Genomic DNA, 20,569 nt, shown 5'->3' on the forward strand with positions numbered 1-20,569 from the left:
GTTGTCGAAACGAATGGAAACATTTAGAATGCTGGAACTCAATGCTGTAACTTAACGACTGTGTTCTAATCGCCGATTACTCCCAATTACAGCTTTTTGTGTCATATTCCTGTTCCTGTCGGGCTATTAGCGCGATAACTCCAATGAACTCAAGCCATTTACTCTCCCCTTTCCCCAATAGCTGGTTTCGGATTGCCACCAGCGATGAACTTCCAGCTAAAGGTGTGTTACCCTTACGCTACTTTGGTCGAGATTTTGTCCTTTTCCGCATTGAAGACGGAACTCCCCATTTACTTGACGCCCATTGTCCCCATTTAGGCGCTCATCTGGGGTACGGAGGGACGGTGGAAGGAGAGACAATTCGCTGTCCTTTTCATGGTTGGCAATGGAATTGTCAGGGGGATTGTGTCAAAATTCCCTATACGGACAAATCGCCTCAAACTCAAATTAAAAGCTGGCCTGTGCGAGAACTAAATGGCTTGATTTTCATGTATTATCACCATCAAGCTCAAGAACCCGACTGGGAAATTCCTAAAGTTCCTGAATGCTATTCTCAAGATTGGACTCCTCTACGTTCGGTGCAACGTTGGAAAGTCAAAACAAACCTGATTCAATACTTAGAAAATAGTGTTGATGTTTCCCATCTCTCTAGTTTACACCGTCAAACGTTTGATGATGCCATTAGTGATGGAGTTGAAATTGATGGCCCGACTTTAACCCATCGAATTACTCAAAAATATAATCTCTCGGGGATGTTAGTTGGGAAGTTAGTCGGAGAAGCTGATGGTTCGGTGATCACCACTTATTACGGGCCGGGATATGATGTTAGTTATTATTGGACAAAAGGGTTAATTCAGTTTGGGCTGTTTACGATTTTTACCGGAACTCCGATTGACGAAGACTATTTAGATGTTCAGATTTTTTCTTGTGTTAAAAAAGTTCTTCCGCCTCCCTTGAATTTTATCCTCGCCGCTTTTGTCAAGCAGGATGTAGAAATAACGTTTAAGCAAGATATTGATATTTTAGAACACCGGATTTCTCCAACTCATCCGATTTTATTTGAAGAAGATGGGCCGATTAAACCGAGTTTGCGTTGGGTGAGTCAGTTTTATTCGTCTGAAACTGCCGATCAAAATTTAGCGATTAAATCCTGAAGTTACTCAACAAAAAAATTCCCTGATTCAACAAGATTCAGAGAATTTAAATTTTATTTGAATTTTATTTGAATTTTACTTAGAAGTTAAAACTTTCTCAGGTTGCTTTTGTTTGGCGGGCTGAGAAATCGCTTTTTCTAGTCGTTCATCCCAATATTTTTGATTGCGGTTTGCATCTTGAACAAAGGGAGTCATGGCAATAATATTAATCACGAACTGATTGACAAGATTAAGCGGAAAACGTAAAGGTCTAACAAAGTCAATAAATAAAACGACTCGTATTCCATCAGTTTCATTCCAAGCTTCATGGGGAAAAGCATCGTCAAAAATTATACACTTTCCTTCTTCCCAATGACGCACTTCATTAGCAACCCGAAGACGACACTTTTCTCGCGGTTCAGGAATTTTTACCCCCAATAAACAGCGAAGAAACCCTTTGTAAGTGCCACGATGTTCGGGAATATGTTTTCCGGGAAGTAAAATAGAGAAAAAAGCCGTTTTTAAACCCGGAATTTGTTCTAATACTCGTGCTGTTTCTGGGCAGAGTTTGCAATTGTTTTCTGCTTTCATTCCATAACCATACAGAAAATACGTTTTCCACATATCATCTGTACTGGTTCGATAGATTTGATCGGGTGAAATATCTTGGAAATTGGGAAGGTGATCTCGATATTTTAAGATTTCATCGAGTTCTTGACGAATCACTGTCCAATTCGCTTCTAGTTTTGGCACCCACTCAAACTGTTCCCGTTCAAAGAAGGGTTGATCACCAATCAAAGAATATCGCGTAATGATTTTTTCAAAGTTCCAAAGTAGATTCGCACCAATACCATGCACAATTAACCATCTAAGTCTCTCTTTCAAGAGAGATAAAGAGATCTGCTTCATTAATCTTCTGTCTCCTCACACTAATTAAATTAAGGTTTTATAAATTAAGTCATGACCACCACACAAGAAGTATCTTATCATAGGTTTTAAATTTGTATAAGTTAGTTTTTATAAAGTTTTTATAAAGTTTTTATAAAGTTACCGAGTAATCGTTGTATGAGGCTTGATTACTCCTGAAAAGTCAGGGTTTTAAGACATGATTGGATGTTCTCAGCCTTTAGTTAAACTCATTACAATTATGAGATAGACTCCTGTAGAAAGAGCAACAAAAAAACCCAGTCTCTTTAAGAAACCAGGTTTAGGTATAATTAACTAATATGATCTAAGCCAAACTGAGTCTATTTTGAGGATAAGACGTTCTGTTCTTGTTCTTCTTTTGCTTTTTGGGTAAATACTTCTTCTAAGCGTTTATCCCAATATTTTTGATTAACTTTAGCATCTGCAATCAGCGGAGAAATTGCAATCGCTTCAATTAAAAGTTTATTGACAATATTTAGAGGAAAACGCAAAGGTCTGACAAAATCAATAAATAAGACAACCCGAGTTTCATCCGTTTCATTCCACGCTTCATGGCGAAAAGAATCATCAAACAACATACATTTTCCTTCTTCCCAATGGCGGATTTCATCAGCAACTCGGATGCGACACAGTTCTTTGGGTTCGGGAACTTTTAACCCCAACAAACACCGGGTCAAACCTTTGTACGGCCCCCGGTGGTCGGGAAGATGTTTTCCAGGTAAAAAGATAGAAAAGAATGCCGTTTTTACACCGGGAATTTTTTCTAAAGCGGCGATAGTTTCAGGACAACGTTCACAGTTTTTTTCTATTTTATTCCCGTAGCCATACAGAAAATAGGTTCTCCAATCGTTATCGGCACTAATTTGGTCATTTTGATAGGGCAAAATTTCGTGGAAACAGGGTAAATCGTCCCGATATTTCAAAACTTCATACATTTCATCGCGAATGACTTCCCAATTTTCTTCTAACTCTGGCACCCAGTCAAACTGTTCTCGCTCAAAAAAGGGATTACTGCCAATTAAAGAATATTTAGGGATTAGTTTTTCAATACTCCACAGCAGATTTGCTCCGACTTTCAAAAGCAGAAACTCCATTATTTTTTTTCTATTTGTTTGCCAAACTGTTTGTTTTTTGGAGTTGTGATTCACTTCGTTATTGTTAGAGTTCATTCTAAAAAAACCAATAATTTCTATTGATCAGGATAACATTTTAATCAACTTTTGGCGAAATATTTAATAAAAAAATATCTTTCTTCTCCGAAATTATTAAAGAATCTAAACGTTCGGGAAAAACCAAATATTTCACCTTAATATTAAATCCGATTTGCCAAATCTTGCAGACTACTTTGTTGAGTATTTTGCATCCATTCACCCACCCTCGTTAACTCTCCGTTTAAAAATTGCTGACGACAGATTCGACGTTGAATTTTACCACTGGTTGTCTTGGGAAGACTTGCCGTTTTCAATAACACAATCCCATAAACTTCTACAGTATGCTGTTCGGCGATCGCTGTCCGAATAGCTGTAACAACTTCTTCAACATTCAACGACCTTAAATAACGCCGTTCTACCTCATAAGCAATCACCAAACATTCTTCATCATTCACTTCAATAGAAAACGCCGCCCCACAACCTTTCCTCAAAGCGGAATGACTATTTTCAGACGTTTGTTCAAGATCTTGCGGATAACGATTTCGACCCCAAAGAATCATCATTTCTTTGATGCGACCCGTAATAAAAAGTTCCCCATTCTGGAGAAATCCTAAATCTCCCGTGCGGAGAAACGGCCCTTTTTCACCAACAAAACCCCGAAACATCTGTTCTGTTTCTTCCGGTTGGTTCCAATATCCTAAACCAATTCCAGTTCCTTTGACCCAAATTTCACCGACTTCGCTATCTTTACAAACCGTTAAACTTTGAGGGTTAACAATCATCACTTCATCACCCAAACTGGGTTGACCACAGCCCACAATCGCCCGTGAATTAGGATGTTCTGGAGTCACTTCGATAACGCGATTTTCTTCTAATTGTTTCGCTTCGATATATTTAATCATCGGCGGTTCACTCCGGCGTCCTCCGGTAATAAATAACGTCGTTTCCGCCATTCCATAACAAGGATAAAACGCTTCCGGACGAAAACCGCAGGGTGCAAAAATTTTAGAGAATAGTTCTATCGTATGGGCGCGAACGGGTTCAGCCCCAGAAAAGGCAACTTCCCAATGACTTAAATCCAGATTTTCTAACTGTTCAGGTTGAATTTTACGGCACAATAAATCATAAGCAAAATTCGGCCCTCCACTGGTTGTTGCGTGATAGCGAGAGATTGCATTTAACCAATTAATCGGTTTTTGAATCAAGGAAACAGGCGACATCAATGTTACCGGAAATCCTCCATAAAGCGGTTGAATAACACCACCAATTAATCCCATATCATGGAATAAAGGCAACCACATCACCCCGCGACTGTCAGAAGAATGTTCAAACCCTTGATAAATTAAGGCGGAATTGTGCATAACGTGGCGATGAGTCACCATCACACCTTTTGGAGTTCCCGTAGAACCAGAGGTGTATTGCAGAAAAGCTAAGTTATCGGGAGTCAGTTGGGGTTCAACCCAGTCAGAAGCGGTTGACGGGGATAAAGTATCAGTCGCAATGCAGGGAAACTGATCAAAAAGAGGTTCAAATTCTGGGTATTGACGGCTTTGTTGTTTGAGGTGAGATAATAGCCCTTGGGTGGTTAAAACGACAATAGATTCAGAAGACTGAAGACGATCAAAAATTTTAACGAGATCTTTCGCCGAATGGGGAGGGTTGTTGGTCACGGCGACAAAGCCCGCATAGAGACACCCAAAAAACGCCGCAATAAATTCAAGTCCATCGGTGTAGGGATAGATCACCAGCGCTTTAGAACCGGGTTTTCCGATAGACTGGAGATAGGCGGCGATGTTCTGAGCTTGTTGATCGAGTTGGTGATAGGTGAGGCTTCCCGACTCCGTTTCACCATCGGGCAAGAAGGTATAAGCCGTTTGGTGGGGTAAGTGTTGCGCCCGGTCACGCAGCAGGCTAACGAGTGTTAAATCGTAATTCATCAACTGGGGTAGACCATCCATACTAGATTTTCTGCTCAAGTCCGTTTATCCTGAACCGCTGAACTGAACTCTGATTATAAGTTTTCTGTCTGATTAACGCACATTCCCGATAAATTTACAAATTAATCCAAATTTAATGTACAAATGCCTGGGCGAGTGCTGTCGGCTTGCTGTAGAGTTTACCTGGGTTTCTGGCTGAGATTCAACCTTGGAGAGTTAAACTGAGGGTTTGTTATCCGGATTAGTTCCCCTTTAAAGCTGAATAAATCAGTACCAAAGCGGTCTGAACGTGGAGATTGAGTCTTTCTCTGGAGAGATTTTGTACGCGATCGCTGCATAAGTGAACTCGTCTCTGTTATATATCACATTAGAATAAGTCAGATCTAGGATACAAAAAAAATCTAAATGAATCAATGAAAATCGCAATTCTTACCTCGGGTTTCCCACCTGTTTTAGATGGGGTCAGTGTGAGTGGACTGTATCGAGTTCAAAAGCTGAGTCAATGGGGACATGAAGTGTTAGTTTGTTATCCCGATTATAGTCCTCTGGCTGATCTCTATCCAAATTGGAAGGATTATGTCGGTGATATTCTTCCGGGTGTACGAGTGGTGGGGTTGGAAAGTACGCCGATGTTTGGGGTTGATTTTGAACGCAATGTCAGTTGGAAATCTTATCCTACTGTTGTGCGAGAATTAGAAAACTTTCAACCCGATGTGATTCATGTTGATGAACCTGAACGTTTGTTTTTTGGCTTTTTTCGTCTAGCCGGACTTAAATATGCCAAGCAAGTCGGAATTCCTTGCGTGAGTTTTTTTAGAACTAATTTTATTGAATATGCCGAAGATTTTTTACCCGTACCCTCTTTTTTGATTCCGATGATTCAAGGAATTGTCGGAAAAATATTTGCCCTAATTTATAATGCTTATGATCTGACTTTAGTTTCCAGCCGAATTACGGTTGAAAAGTTAGAAACAATGGGGATCAAAAATCTGCAATATGCCAACTTATTAGGATTTGATGCGGGTCAATTTAACCCGAATTTGCGTCAAGAGGGTTTTTTTGAACAGCGTTATGGACTCACAGATTTTGATCGCAAGGTGAAACTGATTTTCTTAGGGCGTCTAACTCCCGATAAAGGATGGACATTTACGCTGAGAACTTTTGAACGATTAGTTAAAATGGTAGATCGGGATCGATTTGCCGTTTTGATTGCGGGAGATGGGCCAATGCGATCGCCAATTGAACAGCATTTAAGTCAGTTAATCCCGAGTGTACATCTGTTTGGTCGGGTGCCACCTGCTGATGTTCCGGCAATACTGGCCAATAGTGATGTTCACGTCACCGCCTCGGAAAAAGAAGCTAGAGGCTTAACTATCTTAGAAGCCTTTGCGACAGGTATTCCTGCAATTGCCCCTCGGGCGGGGGGTGTGATTGAAAATATCCAAACTGGTGAAAATGGATTTTTGTATACGCCTCAAGATTGTGAGGATTTTGCCGAAAAATTAAAGCAGTTAATTGAAAATTCGGATTTGAGAAAACAGATGGGTTTCAAAGGTTTGTGCTGTGTGGAAGACTACAGTTGGGATCAAACCGTCGAGAATTTAGTCAAGATTTGGGAAGCCCAAATCACCAAGAAAAAGCAGATTCACCCGAATACATCTTCTCTGAAAATCAATCAAACTTGAGTTTAGTTAGCATTGATACTTTTATTCAGGAGGTGAGACATGAATTAATATTCAATAACTGGGACACAGACGAGGGGTTATCGATTGTGATTTAACCCAAAGTTGATCGAACAAGTGCAGAGTATGTGACAGTTTCAGCATCTGCACCCCAAAACTGTAACCCCTCAAACTGTAAGAAGAATTTTCCGGAAACCTTCCACTTTTAGCAGAAACGACAACACAACAATCAAAAGATAATAAGTTGTTTTTTTACGGTAGACAACTATCAATGGCAAAATAAATAAACATTGATAGCCCTTGTAAAATAGCGGGTCGATTTCTCTTAAGTTCATCTGTAGCAGACACAACAGATCGCAGCGTATGCAGACATTTTTTATTATTTGGTTAGGGCAAGTTGTTTCCGTCTTGGGAACTTATATTACAGATTTTGCCCTTGGTGTGTGGGTCTACCAGCAAACAGGCTCCATCACTCAATTTGCCATGACTATTGTGTTCATGCACCTACCAAACTTGATGGTTTCAGCATTTGCTGGCCTCTTGGTAGATCGCTGGAACCGAAAGTGGGTCATGATCTCCAGCGATGTTACGAAAAGTATCATGGCGATCATTATGATGCTTTTAGCCGCCTCAAATCAACTGGAGGTCTGGCACGTCTACATCGCAGTTTCGTTGAGTTCCTTGTGTACCGGATTCCAATGGCCTGCTTACATCGCAGCAATTTCTCAAATTGTCCCCAAACAAAATTTGAGTCGAGCCAATGGGATGGTACAAATCTCCAGAGCGGTAGCCCGGATTCTTGGCCCCACAATTGCCGGATTTATGGTACAAAGTATCGGCATTCGGGGTGTTCTGTTGCTGGACTTCTGTACCTACAGCGCGGGAATTATTACCCTACTCGTCGTGCATTTCCCCGTACTCAAGGCGACTACAACTCAAACCGTTGCTCAAAAAACAGCGTCTTTGGCGCAAGTTTGGAATGAGGCGATTTCCGGCTGGAACTACGTTGCTGAACGCGCAGGTTTATTGCGGTTAATCCTATTTACAGGTGTGATTTATTTAACCGAAGGCGTGGTTCAGGTGGTTTTCTGGCCACTGGTTTTAAGTTTCGGTTCGAGTTCAGAGTTGGGAATTGTCTTGTCGATTAGTGGCTGCGGGATGTTGTTTGGAAGCATCGCTGTCAGCGCTTGGGGAGGACGACTGGGACGGCGAGTCTACGGAATCTTATTCTTTGTCGGTTTACAGGGTTTGTGTCTGTGTTTAGGTGGCTTCAAAGCGTCTATTTTCGTTGCTGCTATTGGCGGTTTTGGATACTTATTTGCTCAACCGATTATTATCAGTTCAAATCAAACGATTTGGCAATGTAAAATCCCCATTAACTTACAGGGACGGATTTTTGCCCTTCAAAGTTTAATTGAACGTTCTGCAATGATTTCAACTCAACTCACAATTGGGCCGTTGGTGGATCGTTTATTTGAACCGATGATGGCTGAAAATGGTTTGCTTGCTGATAGTTTGGGTAAACTGATTGGTGTTGGGCCAGGACGCGGAATTGCCCTGTTGTTAATTCTATTAGGTATGGTGAATATTGGGGCTTCTATTACCGCCTATCGCACACCTCGTCTGCGTCAAGTAGAAAAAGAACTTCCTGATGCGATCGCTTCAAATGTTGTTTCTGGATAGAAGTTCTAGCATGATGTTCTCGGTTGAGGACAACAGACTAGAATTCAGAAATACAAACCCGGTTTCTCCTAGAAGCTGGGTTTTGAAGTATATTTAAACCCAGTAACAACAGCTTTAGCTTCAAAAAAATTAATCTTAATTTTCCTGATTTGAGTGATAAAACTGAATAGTTGATAGATAGATAATGCCCATGATAATTATTGTAATCAATAGCTTTAACTTGAAAAGAATGTTCAACAAATTAACGGTCATCTCTCTCGGTTTAATTCTCGCAGCTTTCGGGACTTCTAGCTTGACTTTTAACAGTTTCGCGGCTCCCGTTACTCAAATCTCTCAAACGATTGAGTGTCGGGAAGATGGTTCAATGATTGAGATGAAAAAATGCGCTCAAGATAAATATTCAAAGATTGATCGACAACTCAATCAAACTTATCAAACATTGATGGCGAAGCTCGATGATAATCAACGCAAACAACGTTTAATTTCCGCTCAACGGTCTTGGATTCAGTTTCGAGACAAAAGTTGTAGCTATGAAGCCAGCGAAGCGTTAGGAGGAAGTTTAGAAGGACTTTTATTAACAAACTGTTTAACGCGAGTTACCGATCAACGGACTTCTGAATTAAAAGAATATGTATCCCGTTTAAATGAACGTTAAACTTGACCTCGTAATCTTTCTAATTCTTCCCGAATAGACAGGGGTTGATAACCCAACCCAAAGGCTTTAGAACTATCTAGAGAAACATCAGGCGGACGAGAAGCAGGCATTTGTACATCTTGTTGTAAACAGGGTTGAATCTTCTCTATCGGGAGTTCAAAAACTTCCGCCATGAGTTGGGCAAAATCATAACGAGACATTCGCTCTTTTCCGCCTAAATGTAATATTCCTTTGGCTTTTGCTAGGGCTAATAATAATCCTTCCGCAGCAGTCGTTCCACTAACAGATGTGCGATATTCATCGGTAAAAACTTGGAGTTCTTTTCCTGCTTTTAACGCTTGCACAAATCCTTGAATAAAACTGACCGCATGAGGGGAAGCTTTCCCAAACATTAACGGCATTCGACAAACTGCAACTTGAGGATTTCGTTCTAACATCCCTTGTTCAGCAGCGACTTTTTGTTCTCCATAAATACTCACGGGAGAAACCGGATCAGTCTCTTTATAAGGCGGATTTAAACCATTAAAAACCAAGTCCGTTGATGTGAACGCACAAGCAATAGAATAATCAGCACATAATCCCGCTAAATTAATAGATGCTGTTACATTAATCGGATAAGTTTCATCGGGATGAAGTTGGCAATAATTGGGTTTAGATTGGGCTGCGGCGTGAATAATAGCAGTCGGTTGAATTTCCTCAATTAAAGCTTTTAACCCTTGAAAATCAGTTAAGTCACGTTGAATGATGTTAACACCCGGAATTTTCACCGCCTTTGAACGGTAAGTGCCGTAAACTTCCCATTGAGACGCTGCAATTTGGCAAATATTCCAACCCAGAAAACCGCTTGCGCCTGTGACCAATATTTTCTTCATTTAAACTTGAGTATACTAATCTTAGTTTCTATTTTATCAAAACATTATACCCTACAGTTCATTTGACTATTGGCATTTAACGAATAGTGCGGATAGAATTGAAAAAGAATCAACTAAGAGCAAATATAGTGTCTCACTCTCGTTTTTAATGAGGGGTATTTGACCTATAGTATTAAGCCTTTTTAATTGACTCAATTTTATTAAACTTAGACAGTCCGGTGAACGAACTAACCTTAAAATGGATAGAAGCCAACCAACTTCATATCCAAACTTTACAACAGCAACAACCCAGTAAACATCCCGGTACAATTCGCATTGGACGAGATCCCCATCGGTGTGATGTCGTCTTATCTCATCCCACTGTTTCTGGGTTACACGTCGAAATCTTTTTTGATTCTACATCCGATCAATTTCGAGTCCGCAGTTTACGAGACACAAACCCACCTCGAATAGATGGTCAACTTTTGTCTTCTCAAGAAGCAACCCTCAACCCCGGTAGTCATCTCTGCTTAGGACAAGTTGAACTCGAAGTGGTTTCTGTTTTGAACAGAATAGAGAAAATTCCAGTCACGATTTTATTTTCCCCAAATGAATCTGTTAACTTACAAAAACCCCCAGCTTCAACTCCCCAATACGGTTTACAATGTCCTAAGTGCGATCGCCAGACACCCTATGAACAGATTGATTTAGGATGTCGTTGGTGTGGAACTTCTCTTGCTGCCGCGATGAGTGTTGTGATGTCTCCCGAATAAAATTGATAAGGAAATGGAGTCAGTGAGGGAAAATATGAGTATTCTAAAATCTAAAGTTTAAATTCTCAATTCCCTCTTTCTCATGCAAATTCGACTGAGTTGGCGAGATCCGACAACAAACGACTGGCGAACCCCTGTATTAACTCCTCCGATTGCAATTGGACGAGTCTTTGATCGGATGCCAGGTACAATTGATGGAAATCGGGTCTCGCGTATTGTGTTGAAAGGAGATCGGGTTTCTCGCTTTCATACTTTAATAACTTGGGAAAATGGAAATCTTATTCTAACCGATATTGGCAGTCGTAACGGGACTTTTATCAATGGAGTGAGTCAAGCCCGAACGGTTTTAAATGATGGAGATACTTTACAAATTGATCGTCATCAAATACAGATTTCTTTTGTGACGAGTTCTCTCAATTCTAACACTTTACCCGGAAAATCGCAAATCTTTTTTAACCCCAAAACCAATCAACCCGATCCATTAACCGCTACGCCTAAACCGATAACTCCGGTTAATAATAGTTTCCCCCCCACAGAGTTTTTACACGCGGCTTTAGTCTCTCCTTCCACTCTACAAAACACAGGATTACCCGTTGAGGAGATTGATTATCTCACGATTGGAGGAGGGTTAGGTAGTTTTATTTGGGTTAATTTTTTGAGGATTTCTGGGGTGAAAGTTAGTCAAATTATGGCGTTGGGAATGGAAGAAAACCCCTACGCCCGTTATCAACGGTTGTGTCTAAATTCTCAAATTCCTCCTCACGAACGTTTGCGATCCAATTCTGATTCTTGTCCTGATAATATTTGGGGTTGGCCGAGTTATGCGTTGCGAGAAGCTTATCACGAAATGACTCGCGGACGGTTATTAATCGCTTTAAAATTGCTGTGGCGTGTCTTTGCTGAACCCGTTTTAGCAGAAACTTATACCCCAAAATCGCAAAATGTTTTTGATTCAATTGATCGAGAAGCCCAACGGATTAATTGGGAACAAATTTATCAGTATGGACGAGTTTTAGGGATTCGGAAAACCAATGATGGGCGTTATGCGATCGCTATTTCTCGTTCACGGGCAAATAAACGAGAACGGGCTTTTATTCTAGCGCGATATGTTCATTTAGCGACTGGATATCCAGCGATTCAGTTTCTCCCGGATTTACAAGCTTATCGTGAAATGACGCGAGATTTTAAGACGGTTGTGAATGCTTATGAAGATCATCAACACATTTATCAACAACTTGAAAAACAAGGCGGAACGGTAGTTTTACGCGGACGGGGAATTGTGGCATCAAGAATTATTCAACGAATTTATGAGGCAAGAAAACACAATTCTAAGATTCAAATTCTCCACTTAATGCGATCGCCAAAAGCGATAGGAAATCAATTTAGACAGTCACGCCGTCAAGTCGAAAATCATTTTGAATTTCAACCGTTTAATTGGCCGAAAGCCTGTTGGGGGGGAGAACTTCGAGAAAAGCTAGAAACGGCGAATTCTGAACGACGATTACAATTACTTGAAAGCTGGGGGGGAACGACTACCGCCAGTCGTCAAGATTGGCAAGATATTATTAATCAAGGACTTAATCAGGGCTGGTATCGGGTTGTTTTTGGTGTCGTTGAACAGGTGGAAAAGATAACAGGTGAACGGACATTAACCACCATTCGAGAACAGGGACTTGAAGCCCAAATTAAATTAGAAGCCGATTTTATTATTGATGCGACGGGTTTAGATGCTCATGTTCAGACCAATCCGTTATTAAATGATTTAGTGACTCATTATAATTTACCTCTAAATGCTCTCAATCGTTTGCAGGTTTCCAATGATTTTGAATTGATTGAAATGCGTTCAGTGATTGTTGCTTTAAAAACGCAAAAAACAGCAACAGTTTCCCCCGTTACTCCCACGCAAAAAGGTCGAATGTATGCAGCCGGGGCGATTACATTAGGAGGGCCTTATGCACCTGTTGATAGCTTTTTAGGGCTACAATATACGGCGTTGCAGTCCGTGACCAATTTAGCGGCGATCAACGCTCCAAATGTGAAAAAGTTGGGAACATTGAGGTCATTAACTCAGTGGTTCAAATGGGTGATGAATCAATCTCCTTAAAAGCGGTACTGTTCAAGGTTTTGTTCAAAAAACTCTCAGTGTTTTCACGCAGACTGAACTTCAGATAACACTTCAAACTCGTTCAAAGTTCAGTAATTACCCTGTTTTAAATCTAGAGTTTTCCATATAAGCTGAATGTAGAGACTTAAAAAATTTAACACCCTCTACCTCTAGGAGACAACACTATGAGCTTGGGTAAGGCACGTTCTAACCGTCTCAACGCTGACAAGACTAGGACTCAGATAGCTTTAGCAGATATTTCATTAACAGTTATTGCTGGTGGTGACGATCTTGCTGACTCCGACTTCAACATATTAACCACTTTAATACAGGGTTAGGCAAGATGGAAACTACACTCAAAAAGACTGAACAAGTGACTAACAACCATTCTAACACGATAAATTATCCCTTTTTATTAGTCACACACATGGTTTGTGCTGACCAACAAATTCACAGCGAAGAATCAAAAGCGCTTCACGAACTCGCAACTCAAATTGAAGCCGGACAAAGCACTCTTGCAGAAATGGAAAAGATTCTCGCCCAAGATGATCATCAATTATCTGTAGAAGAAATTGCGAGGCGAATACCCAGCACTCAAAAAAATGAGGCCATGTGTCAAATTTTAGCGATTGCTTATGTTGACGGGTTTTGTTCGGTGTTAGAACGGAAGATGGCCGAACGAATTGCACAGATTTGGAACTGGCCGAAAGCAGAAATACAGAAACAAATTGAAGAAGCCGGAGCCTTTTCTGATACCGGATTTCTTGATGAGTCCAATCAACAAAAACTTTCTGTTAGTGGGCGTTTACTTCAGAAAGCCGATTCTATTTTATCACGCGCTTTGGTTAATAAATTAGCCAACTTAACAGGAGCAGAAGAAAAAGTCGAGCAACTGCGGCAAGAAATTTTGTTATCGGGGCCAGAATATGATGAAGCAATTCGTCAGTGTGCCGTTGTTGCTAAGGAAGATTACCAATTTGCGGAGTTAGCCCTGAAAAGCGCGGGTTCAACACTTCGCTCTTTAGGAAAAAATCTGCAAAAATCGATTGCTGAAATTCAGTCAAAAACTAACAGTAAAGGTCAGGCAAACACGGCTAAAGAAGTTGCAAAACAACTCGAATTAACTCAAAAATCGCTCTCGGCTGAAATTATCAAAGAAATTGAGGATGTGCAGGAATCCCTCCGTTCAAAAGAACGCGCTCTCAATCACTTTAGCATTGCCTTTATGGGCAGAACGAAAGCGGGAAAAAGCACACTTCACGCCATTGTTACTAACGATGGATGGGAGGCGATAGGAGTTGGAAAACAGCGAACGACTCGTTACAACCGAGTTTATGAATGGAAAAATATTCGGATTATTGATACGCCTGGGATTGGCGCTCCCGGTGGAAAAAGTGATGAAAAAATTGCAGAAAGTGTAATTGAGGAGTCAGATGTTATCTGTTATGTCGTTACAAACGACAGCGTTCAAGACACAGAATTTAAGTTTTTACATCTGCTCAAAAAGAAAGCAAAACCGCTCATTATTCTTTTGAATGTTAAGAATAATTTGCGCGATTCGCGTCGATTAGAACATTTCCTAAAAGATCCCGATAAAGCCTTTGCAATGGAAGGTCAAAGCGGTTTAAGCGGACATATTGAACGCATTCGCCGCTATGCAAAAGAGCATTATGCAAACGATGAATTTCCCATTATTCCGGTGATGCTTTTGGCGGCTCAACTTTCCCGTGAACCCGAACATGAAAATCGCAAAGAGGAATTATTCAAAGCCAGTCGAATGCAAGATTTCTTAAATTCTATTCGTGAGTCTTTGATTCAATACGGAACCATTCGCCGATCACAAACTCTGCTCGGTTCGACAGTCGGCGCCATTAATACACCCTATGACTGGGTTGCAGGACAAGCTCAAATTTATAAACAATTAGCAGAAAAAATTCAAAGCAAACGGGAGGAAATCCGAAAGAAAATTGAGATTGCATTTAAAGATAGCCGCAGAAACTTACAAACAGAAATCGAAACGATATTTCAAGAGGCGATTAATGCTGTTCCATCGTTTGCAGAGGAACATTGGAATTCAAACGAGTTGGGATTGAAACTTGGTTGGGAGAAAACACTAAAATCTCTCAATTTAGAACAGCGTTTAAAGTCTGCTTTTCAGGAAGCGGGTGAACAGTTTAAGCAGGAAGTTCAAGAGGTCTTAGAAGAAATTGGCCATGAATTACAGTTAGTTGCTGAACTTGGCGGTGATAACTTTAAATTCACAGAACAAGATTCTTGGGATACTCAACATATCCTGCGAATTGGAGGAATTATTTTAGGGATAGCCAGTACAGTTCTTCTGGTCTTCGCACCTCCTGTTGGAATAGTTGTAGGAATTGTTGGTGGCGTTGTCGGGGGTATTACTGGGTTATTAAAGTCAAAAGATAAGAAACATCGCGACGCGGCTCACAAAATTTCAGAGTCTTTACGCGAGCAACTGAATACCCAAAAACAGGAAACGCTGGAAAAAGCTCGAAGTGAATTTTCAAATTCCTGTGCTTATGTAATTATGAATATCGAATCCTATTTCAAGGAACTCGCTTCTGGGCTAGAAAGTTTTTCTTTGACACTAGAAGAAGCCCAGAAAAAGTTATCAGGGCAAGCTAACTATCTTAACCGTTCTTATGCCAAGCGAATTCTGGATTGGAGTCAGGAAAAATACGAACCCTTAACTGAAGAAGGAGCCAGAAAAACAGTTGCTAAGGTTCAACGGAAGTTCGGACACAAAATGACAATTATCACTCGCTCTGAACTCCCGCTCAAAAAATCAATGGATGAACTGAAAAAGGTTCTTCAAGAAGATATTTCAATTCAATCTCTCAAATCTGTTAAATAGGAGAAAACTTACCATGACTGAGAATAATCAGGATTTCCTCGCCGCCAAAATTGGTTCAGCATTCAAAAAAAATCTCGTTAGTTTTGATAAGCTACTAGAACAGGAAAATAAACCCGAACTCACAGCAATTCGGAAAAAACTGCGTGAGGAATTAAAAACCTATCGGGAACAAGGAGCAATTAGCGTTGCTTTTGTCGGACAATATAGTGCGGGAAAATCAACAATTATCTCTGCACTGACCGGAAAACGAGATATCAAAATTGATGCGGATATCGCCACCGATAAAACCAGCAACTACAACTGGAATGGTATTCAAGTTCTTGACACACCGGGACTGTTTACAGAACGCCAAGATCACGATGAAATTACCTACGACGCGATTAACAAAGCCGATTTATTGGTATTTTGTCTCACCTATATGCTGTTCGACTCCGTTACCGTCGAGAACTTCAAAAAGTTAGCCTATGAAAAAGGTTATCGCTGGAAAATGATGCTTGTCATCAATAAAATGTCTGATGAAGCGGGAGAAGAAGAACAAAAAATTGCCAACTACCGCCACAGTCTAGCAGAAGCATTGAAACCTTACAGCCTGGATGAATTTCCGGTTTGCTTTATCGATGCCAAAGACTACTGTGAGGGTGTTGATGAAAAGGATGATTTTCTGATGGAAATTAGCCGTTTTCAGACGTTTATTGATTCCCTGAATGAGTTTGTTAACAAACGTGCGGCATTAGCAAAATTTGATACTCCCGTCCGAATTGCACTCAGTTGTTTGGAAGAAGCACAGCTAAGTTTTACCCGCAACTCTACGAATGATTCAGCATTCCTCGAAATTTTAAATCGTTTATCTCGTGTTGTCCGAAAAGAACGGAGTCGCATCCAAAAGAACGTTCAAAGTATTGGCTTGAAAATGTCCTCAGAAATTGCTAAAGAAGGTTATGTTCTGGCTTCAGCAGTGGGAAATGAAGACATAGAAGTTTTGAATAAACAGGTTGAACTAAATGTTCAGAAACACTACGAAAAAGCCGAAACAGACCTGCAATCTGTAATTAATGCTGCGGCTGAGGATATACGCCAAGAAGTTGAACAAGTTTTTGAAGGCGACTTAGTTAAAGCTTTTGTTGCTTGTTTGGACAAAAACCAAAACGTATCAGCAAAGAATGCCAAACCTGGTATGAATTCAGAAGCAATAAAAAGTAAAATCAACTTTCTAAATGATATTGGAACAACAGCCGGAGCAGAAATAACAAAACTAGCAACTCGTGGCCTTGTTAAAACAGCAATGAAACAAGGATTGTTACGTCCTGGGGATGTAGCCGGAAGCGGATTACATATAGCTGTTGTTGGAGTTGGCAAGTTGGTAGGATTTAAGTTTAAACCCTGGCAAGCTGTTGGTATTGCTAAAAATTTGGGTAATGCAGCTAAGTTTTTAGGGCCAGCAATGGCTGTTGTTTCAGTTGGGGCTGATTTGAAAACAATGCACGACGAAAATGAGCATCAAAAGAAAATGGCAAATATTCGCCAAGATATTACCAGCCAGTTTCAAACAATTGGTAAAGACTTAGAGGCTCAAATCAGTATACAGCTTTTTGAATTTGAACAACAGGTTTATGGAGAAATTGAGAAACAAATCTCAGTTGCTCGTCGCAGTGAAGAAGAATCTATGGCTGCTTCTAATACTGGGATGAAAGAACTGATGAACATTCGAGAGAAGTTTGAGTTAATTCTCAAATACATCACAAAAGCCACCGAAAAACCTGTGGCTTAGATTGCAGCGTTTAGGTTGAACTATTGTTAAAATTCCTGGTTTCTGTGAGAAGCTGGGAATTTTCTGTTGAAAAAGAGTGGCCTGAGTCTGCTCAATGATTGTTAAGTAATACTACAGTTTATGATCAAAAGTCTCCTCAGCTTTCACTTGACAAATTAGCTAAGTTTTGCATAGTTGCCTACGACTTGATAGTTTGGGGCCAAAATTTGTCGGACAGTTAGAGTCATTTAATCATCCTGGATTTCGTGAGCGTGAGACTCAGGATTGAGAGTGTCGAGTCGATGTTCAAGTATCGCTAAACGGCTCTCAAGTTCTTCCATTTTATCGGGTTGATGAGAGATTCCTAAATAGGTTCTTAAAGCTTCAACCACGAGGTCTGACTTCGATTGTCCAGTTGCTTTGACCCGTGCCATCAATGCTTCGTGTAATTCAGGAGGAATCCTAACTCCTAAAAAGGGATTGGGCATGGTTTTAGTTGAGGAACATTTGGACAATCAACTTCAACAATGCCTCGATAATACCAGTCTATTGCTAAATCGTTACCTATCTCATAGTATTAATTTGTAAAAGGAATAGTCAGTCCTCATTTTTCTGTAAATTTTTGTTACATTTCTTGAGTTATTGCAAAATTTTTAAATTTTGGTGATAGATTTGTGATAACAATATGATAACAGGTGTTATCAGACGCACAGTTGATGGCAGCATTAACATCTGAAGTCGCCTGAAATCGCTTGTTGATTTTAAACCAATTCAACCTGCACCGAAAGCCGATTCATCTATCTATGGGAGCAGACATGGCAACGCAATTACAATCTGAACACAAACGTAACTCCGGTAAAATCTTAATCGCAGATGACGAATCTGCTATTCGACGTATTCTCACCACTCGTCTATCGATGGTTGGCTATGAGGTTGTGGCCGCTGCCGATGGTCGCGAAGCCCTGAGCCTATTTGAAACCGAAAATCCTGATCTCGTCGTTTTAGACGTGATGATGCCCAAACTCAACGGTTATGGCGTGTGTCAAAAAATCCGCACCCAATCCGAGGTTCCGATCATTATGTTAACTGCTTTGGGAGATGTCGCGGATCGGATTACAGGGTTAGAACTCGGCGCCGATGATTATCTCACCAAACCCTTTTCACCCAAAGAGTTAGAAGCGCGTATTCAAGCTATTTTACGCCGTCTCAGAGAAACAAACGCCAATCGTGATGTCAGTGCAGAGACTATTCAGGTAGACGCTCTGCGAATTGATACTATCAAACGACGGGTTTATAAAGGCGAGCAACTGATTCCTCTAACTTACATTGAGTTTAATCTTCTTGAACTGCTTTTAAAACATTCTGGTGAGGCGGTTTCTCGTTCAGAAATTCTTCAAGAGTTGTGGGGTTACGCTCCTCGACGAATTGCAGATATGCGGGTTGTCGATGTTCATGTGGCTCGTTTGCGGGCAAAAATTGAAGAAGATCAACGTAATCCCGAATATATTTTAACAGTGCGGGGAATTGGTTACGCCTCTCAACGCTTGCCCATTGCTGAGGAAGCTATCGGAGCTTGAGCCAATCTATTTTTAAACATTTGGGTTCCTAAGAAAAAACCAGCACTACAATCTCAACTTTTGTCTCAACTTTTGTCTCAACTTTTGTCTCAAAATCGAATTTGATATTAACTTAAAGTTTGGATCAATTCTCTGAACTTTAAATTACAAAAAACTGGCGATCGCATAGCAGTGTATTGAAAAGATGGACAGCAAAGCGATCGCCTCTGTTGTTGAAGCACAAACAGTCATGCTATTGAGTTTTTGTGACTTTTTTCAGTCCCCGAGGCTGATCGACATCATAACCTCGCATCGTGGCGATATGGAGGGCAAAAAGCTGTCCGGGAACAATCGCACAAATCGGTGATAACCATTCAGGAATATCATTCGGTAAAGGTAAAGTCGTCTGAGCTTGGCTGAGAGTTTGTGGATCATTTCCGAGGGTAATAATTTCTGCACCTCGTTCAATGAGTAGGGGCATTAAATCTTGTTGCATCTCGTTTAAAATCGGCCCAGAAACAGCAATCACCACAATCGGAAAACCCGGTTCAATTAATGCTGAAGGGCCATGCAAAAAATCTGCACTGCTGTAGGGTTCAACCAAAGTATACGTTAACTCTTTTAACTTCAAAGCCAGTTCAAAAGCAGTAGAATAGTTATAACCGCGACCGATAACAATACAACGCCTCATCTGACAATAAGGCTTAATGGTTTGGTAAATATTCGGGTTGAGTTCAAAGGTTTGTTCTACCCACTGCGGCACCTGTCGTAACGTTGTCAACATCGACTCATTAGCCGCTAATTGAGAACTTAACATCGCCAAGGCTAATAATTCCGCCGTGTAGGTTTTTGTCGCTGCGATCGAACGTTCAACCCCTGCACTCAAGTTAATCACATGATCGGCTTGTTGAGCGAGGGGAGAGTCAGAAATATTAGTCATGGCAGCAGTTAAAGCACCTTGCTGACGGGCTGAGGCTAACACCTCCACTAAATCTGGACTTTCACCACTTTGACTAATCCCTAAAACCAACGCATTTCCGATCTGGGGAGGGCGATTGTAGAGGGTGTAGAGGCTCGGTGCGGCTAACGTAACTAAGAATTGGTTGATCGTTCCAAACAAGTATAGGGCATAACGAGCGGCGTTATCACTACTTCCTCGGGCGGCAATCACAATATGAGTAATTTGTCGGTGTTGAATCGCTTCAGCCAGGTGTTGGATGGCTTCTGCTTGGGTGTCCAACAGTCGGTTTAGAGCTTGGGGTTGCTCTTGTATTTCTTGTGCCAGATTAGAATTAATCGACATGATAGTTGCTGATGGAAGTGCTTATGGTGTGGTTAACTGTAAGACATGACTGAAAAAGCTCTCAAATTTTGATTCTATCCTACACCTGAACAGGAAAATCTGTTGAGGAGAACATTAGCCTGTGTTCGGTTAGTGTACAACAAAGCATTGCCTGCTAAATTTATTTTGTTTGTCCTGTAAAACTCAGAATTA

At 40.7% G+C, this 20,569-nt stretch carries 15 protein-coding genes and 1 pseudogene; 10 read left to right on the forward strand and 6 right to left on the reverse strand.

The features are described from left to right. Positions 1-143 precede the first annotated feature (143 nt). Positions 144-1,154: a Rieske 2Fe-2S domain-containing protein gene (locus tag L8106_RS09480; protein WP_009784045.1), complete on the forward strand. Its 1,011-nt coding sequence runs from the start codon at positions 144-146 to the stop codon at positions 1,152-1,154. Positions 1,155-1,229: 75 nt separating this feature from the next. Here the strand turns inward: L8106_RS09480 and L8106_RS09485 are convergent, their stop codons facing one another. The 3 genes from L8106_RS09485 to L8106_RS09495 form a co-directional block, all read right to left on the reverse strand. Then, positions 1,230-2,042 carry an aspartyl/asparaginyl beta-hydroxylase domain-containing protein gene (locus tag L8106_RS09485; protein WP_009784046.1) on the reverse strand — a complete coding sequence of 271 codons (813 nt, stop codon included), beginning with the start codon at positions 2,040-2,042 and terminating at the stop codon, positions 1,230-1,232. Between the two features lie 338 nt (positions 2,043-2,380). Continuing rightward, positions 2,381-3,154: an aspartyl/asparaginyl beta-hydroxylase domain-containing protein gene (locus L8106_RS09490; protein WP_232228455.1), complete on the reverse strand. Its 774-nt coding sequence runs from the start codon at positions 3,152-3,154 to the stop codon at positions 2,381-2,383. Positions 3,155-3,372: 218 nt separating this feature from the next. Beyond that, positions 3,373-5,169, reverse strand: a complete 1,797-nt coding sequence (locus L8106_RS09495) for a fatty acyl-AMP ligase (RefSeq protein WP_009784048.1) — start codon at positions 5,167-5,169, stop codon at positions 3,373-3,375. A 392-nt stretch (positions 5,170-5,561) separates the two neighbouring features. Between L8106_RS09495 and L8106_RS09500 the strand changes: the two genes are divergently transcribed. The 3 genes from L8106_RS09500 to L8106_RS09510 all read left to right on the forward strand — a co-directional run bounded on the left by L8106_RS09500 (position 5,562) and on the right by L8106_RS09510 (position 9,168). Then, entirely contained in the window at positions 5,562-6,833 is a 1,272-nt protein-coding gene (locus tag L8106_RS09500) for a glycosyltransferase (protein WP_009784049.1), read from the forward strand. A gap of 360 nt (positions 6,834-7,193) precedes the next feature. Continuing rightward, complete coding sequence (locus tag L8106_RS09505) at positions 7,194-8,513, forward strand: MFS transporter (RefSeq protein ID WP_009784050.1); 1,320 nt, start codon at positions 7,194-7,196, stop codon at positions 8,511-8,513. 229 nt (positions 8,514-8,742) lie between these two features. Further along, on the forward strand, positions 8,743-9,168 hold the full coding sequence (locus L8106_RS09510) for a lysozyme inhibitor LprI family protein (RefSeq protein ID WP_009784051.1): 426 nt from the start codon (positions 8,743-8,745) through the stop codon (positions 9,166-9,168). On the opposite strand, the gene L8106_RS09515 is transcribed toward L8106_RS09510, so the two are convergent. Continuing rightward, entirely contained in the window at positions 9,165-10,040 is an 876-nt protein-coding gene (locus tag L8106_RS09515; RefSeq protein ID WP_009784052.1) for an NAD(P)-dependent oxidoreductase, read from the reverse strand. The genes L8106_RS09510 and L8106_RS09515 overlap by 4 nt on opposite strands. Before the next feature lie 218 nt (positions 10,041-10,258). Here L8106_RS09515 and L8106_RS09520 point away from each other — a divergent pair, with 218 nt between their 5' ends. The 4 genes from L8106_RS09520 to L8106_RS09535 all read left to right on the forward strand — a co-directional run bounded on the left by L8106_RS09520 (position 10,259) and on the right by L8106_RS09535 (position 17,539). Beyond that, a complete protein-coding gene (locus L8106_RS09520; protein WP_009784053.1) occupies positions 10,259-10,792 on the forward strand; it encodes an FHA domain-containing protein in 534 nt (177 codons plus the stop codon). A gap of 82 nt (positions 10,793-10,874) precedes the next feature. Next, positions 10,875-12,896: an FHA domain-containing protein gene (locus tag L8106_RS09525; protein WP_009784054.1), complete on the forward strand. Its 2,022-nt coding sequence runs from the start codon at positions 10,875-10,877 to the stop codon at positions 12,894-12,896. Between the two features lie 343 nt (positions 12,897-13,239). Beyond that, a complete protein-coding gene (locus L8106_RS09530; RefSeq protein WP_009784056.1) occupies positions 13,240-15,771 on the forward strand; it encodes a GTPase in 2,532 nt (843 codons plus the stop codon). A 13-nt stretch (positions 15,772-15,784) separates the two neighbouring features. Next, entirely contained in the window at positions 15,785-17,539 is a 1,755-nt protein-coding gene (locus tag L8106_RS09535; protein WP_009784057.1) for a GTPase, read from the forward strand. Between the two features lie 227 nt (positions 17,540-17,766). On the opposite strand, the gene L8106_RS09540 is transcribed toward L8106_RS09535, so the two are convergent. Then, positions 17,767-18,006, reverse strand: coding sequence for a ribbon-helix-helix domain-containing protein (locus tag L8106_RS09540; RefSeq protein WP_009784058.1), 240 nt, complete (start codon positions 18,004-18,006; stop codon positions 17,767-17,769). Between the two features lie 327 nt (positions 18,007-18,333). Between L8106_RS09540 and rpaB the strand changes: the two genes are divergently transcribed. Beyond that, positions 18,334-19,095: a response regulator transcription factor RpaB gene (rpaB, locus tag L8106_RS09545; RefSeq protein ID WP_009784059.1), complete on the forward strand. Its 762-nt coding sequence runs from the start codon at positions 18,334-18,336 to the stop codon at positions 19,093-19,095. Positions 19,096-19,327: 232 nt separating this feature from the next. Here the strand turns inward: rpaB and L8106_RS09550 are convergent, their stop codons facing one another. After that, positions 19,328-20,377 (reverse strand): SIS domain-containing protein, encoded by a 1,050-nt coding sequence (locus L8106_RS09550; RefSeq protein WP_009784060.1) that lies wholly within the window; start codon positions 20,375-20,377, stop codon positions 19,328-19,330. Between the two features lie 72 nt (positions 20,378-20,449). On the opposite strand from L8106_RS09550, the pseudogene L8106_RS30415 reads away from it, so the two are divergent. Further along, a pseudogene (locus L8106_RS30415) lies at positions 20,450-20,536 on the forward strand (helix-turn-helix domain-containing protein); the annotation flags it as partial. Positions 20,537-20,569 lie beyond the last annotated feature (33 nt).

The organism is Lyngbya sp. PCC 8106 (assembly GCF_000169095.1).
Classification (GTDB): Bacteria; Cyanobacteriota; Cyanobacteriia; order Cyanobacteriales; family Microcoleaceae; genus Capilliphycus.

Coding starts and splice junctions, on each gene's coding strand:
- L8106_RS09515 (WP_009784052.1), bottom strand. CDS start 10,040: ATGAAGAAAATATTGGTCACAGGCGCAAGCGGTTTTCTGGGTTGGAAT.
- L8106_RS09530 (WP_009784056.1), top strand. CDS start 13,240: ATGGAAACTACACTCAAAAAGACTGAACAAGTGACTAACAACCATTCT.
- L8106_RS09480 (WP_009784045.1), top strand. CDS start 144: ATGAACTCAAGCCATTTACTCTCCCCTTTCCCCAATAGCTGGTTTCGG.
- L8106_RS09500 (WP_009784049.1), top strand. CDS start 5,562: ATGAAAATCGCAATTCTTACCTCGGGTTTCCCACCTGTTTTAGATGGG.
- L8106_RS09535 (WP_009784057.1), top strand. CDS start 15,785: ATGACTGAGAATAATCAGGATTTCCTCGCCGCCAAAATTGGTTCAGCA.
- L8106_RS09525 (WP_009784054.1), top strand. CDS start 10,875: ATGCAAATTCGACTGAGTTGGCGAGATCCGACAACAAACGACTGGCGA.
- L8106_RS09540 (WP_009784058.1), bottom strand. CDS start 18,006: ATGCCCAATCCCTTTTTAGGAGTTAGGATTCCTCCTGAATTACACGAA.
- L8106_RS09550 (WP_009784060.1), bottom strand. CDS start 20,377: ATGTCGATTAATTCTAATCTGGCACAAGAAATACAAGAGCAACCCCAA.
- L8106_RS09510 (WP_009784051.1), top strand. CDS start 8,743: ATGTTCAACAAATTAACGGTCATCTCTCTCGGTTTAATTCTCGCAGCT.
- L8106_RS09490 (WP_232228455.1), bottom strand. CDS start 3,154: ATGGAGTTTCTGCTTTTGAAAGTCGGAGCAAATCTGCTGTGGAGTATT.
- L8106_RS09505 (WP_009784050.1), top strand. CDS start 7,194: ATGCAGACATTTTTTATTATTTGGTTAGGGCAAGTTGTTTCCGTCTTG.
- L8106_RS09495 (WP_009784048.1), bottom strand. CDS start 5,169: ATGGATGGTCTACCCCAGTTGATGAATTACGATTTAACACTCGTTAGC.
- rpaB (WP_009784059.1), top strand. CDS start 18,334: ATGGCAACGCAATTACAATCTGAACACAAACGTAACTCCGGTAAAATC.
- L8106_RS09485 (WP_009784046.1), bottom strand. CDS start 2,042: ATGAAGCAGATCTCTTTATCTCTCTTGAAAGAGAGACTTAGATGGTTA.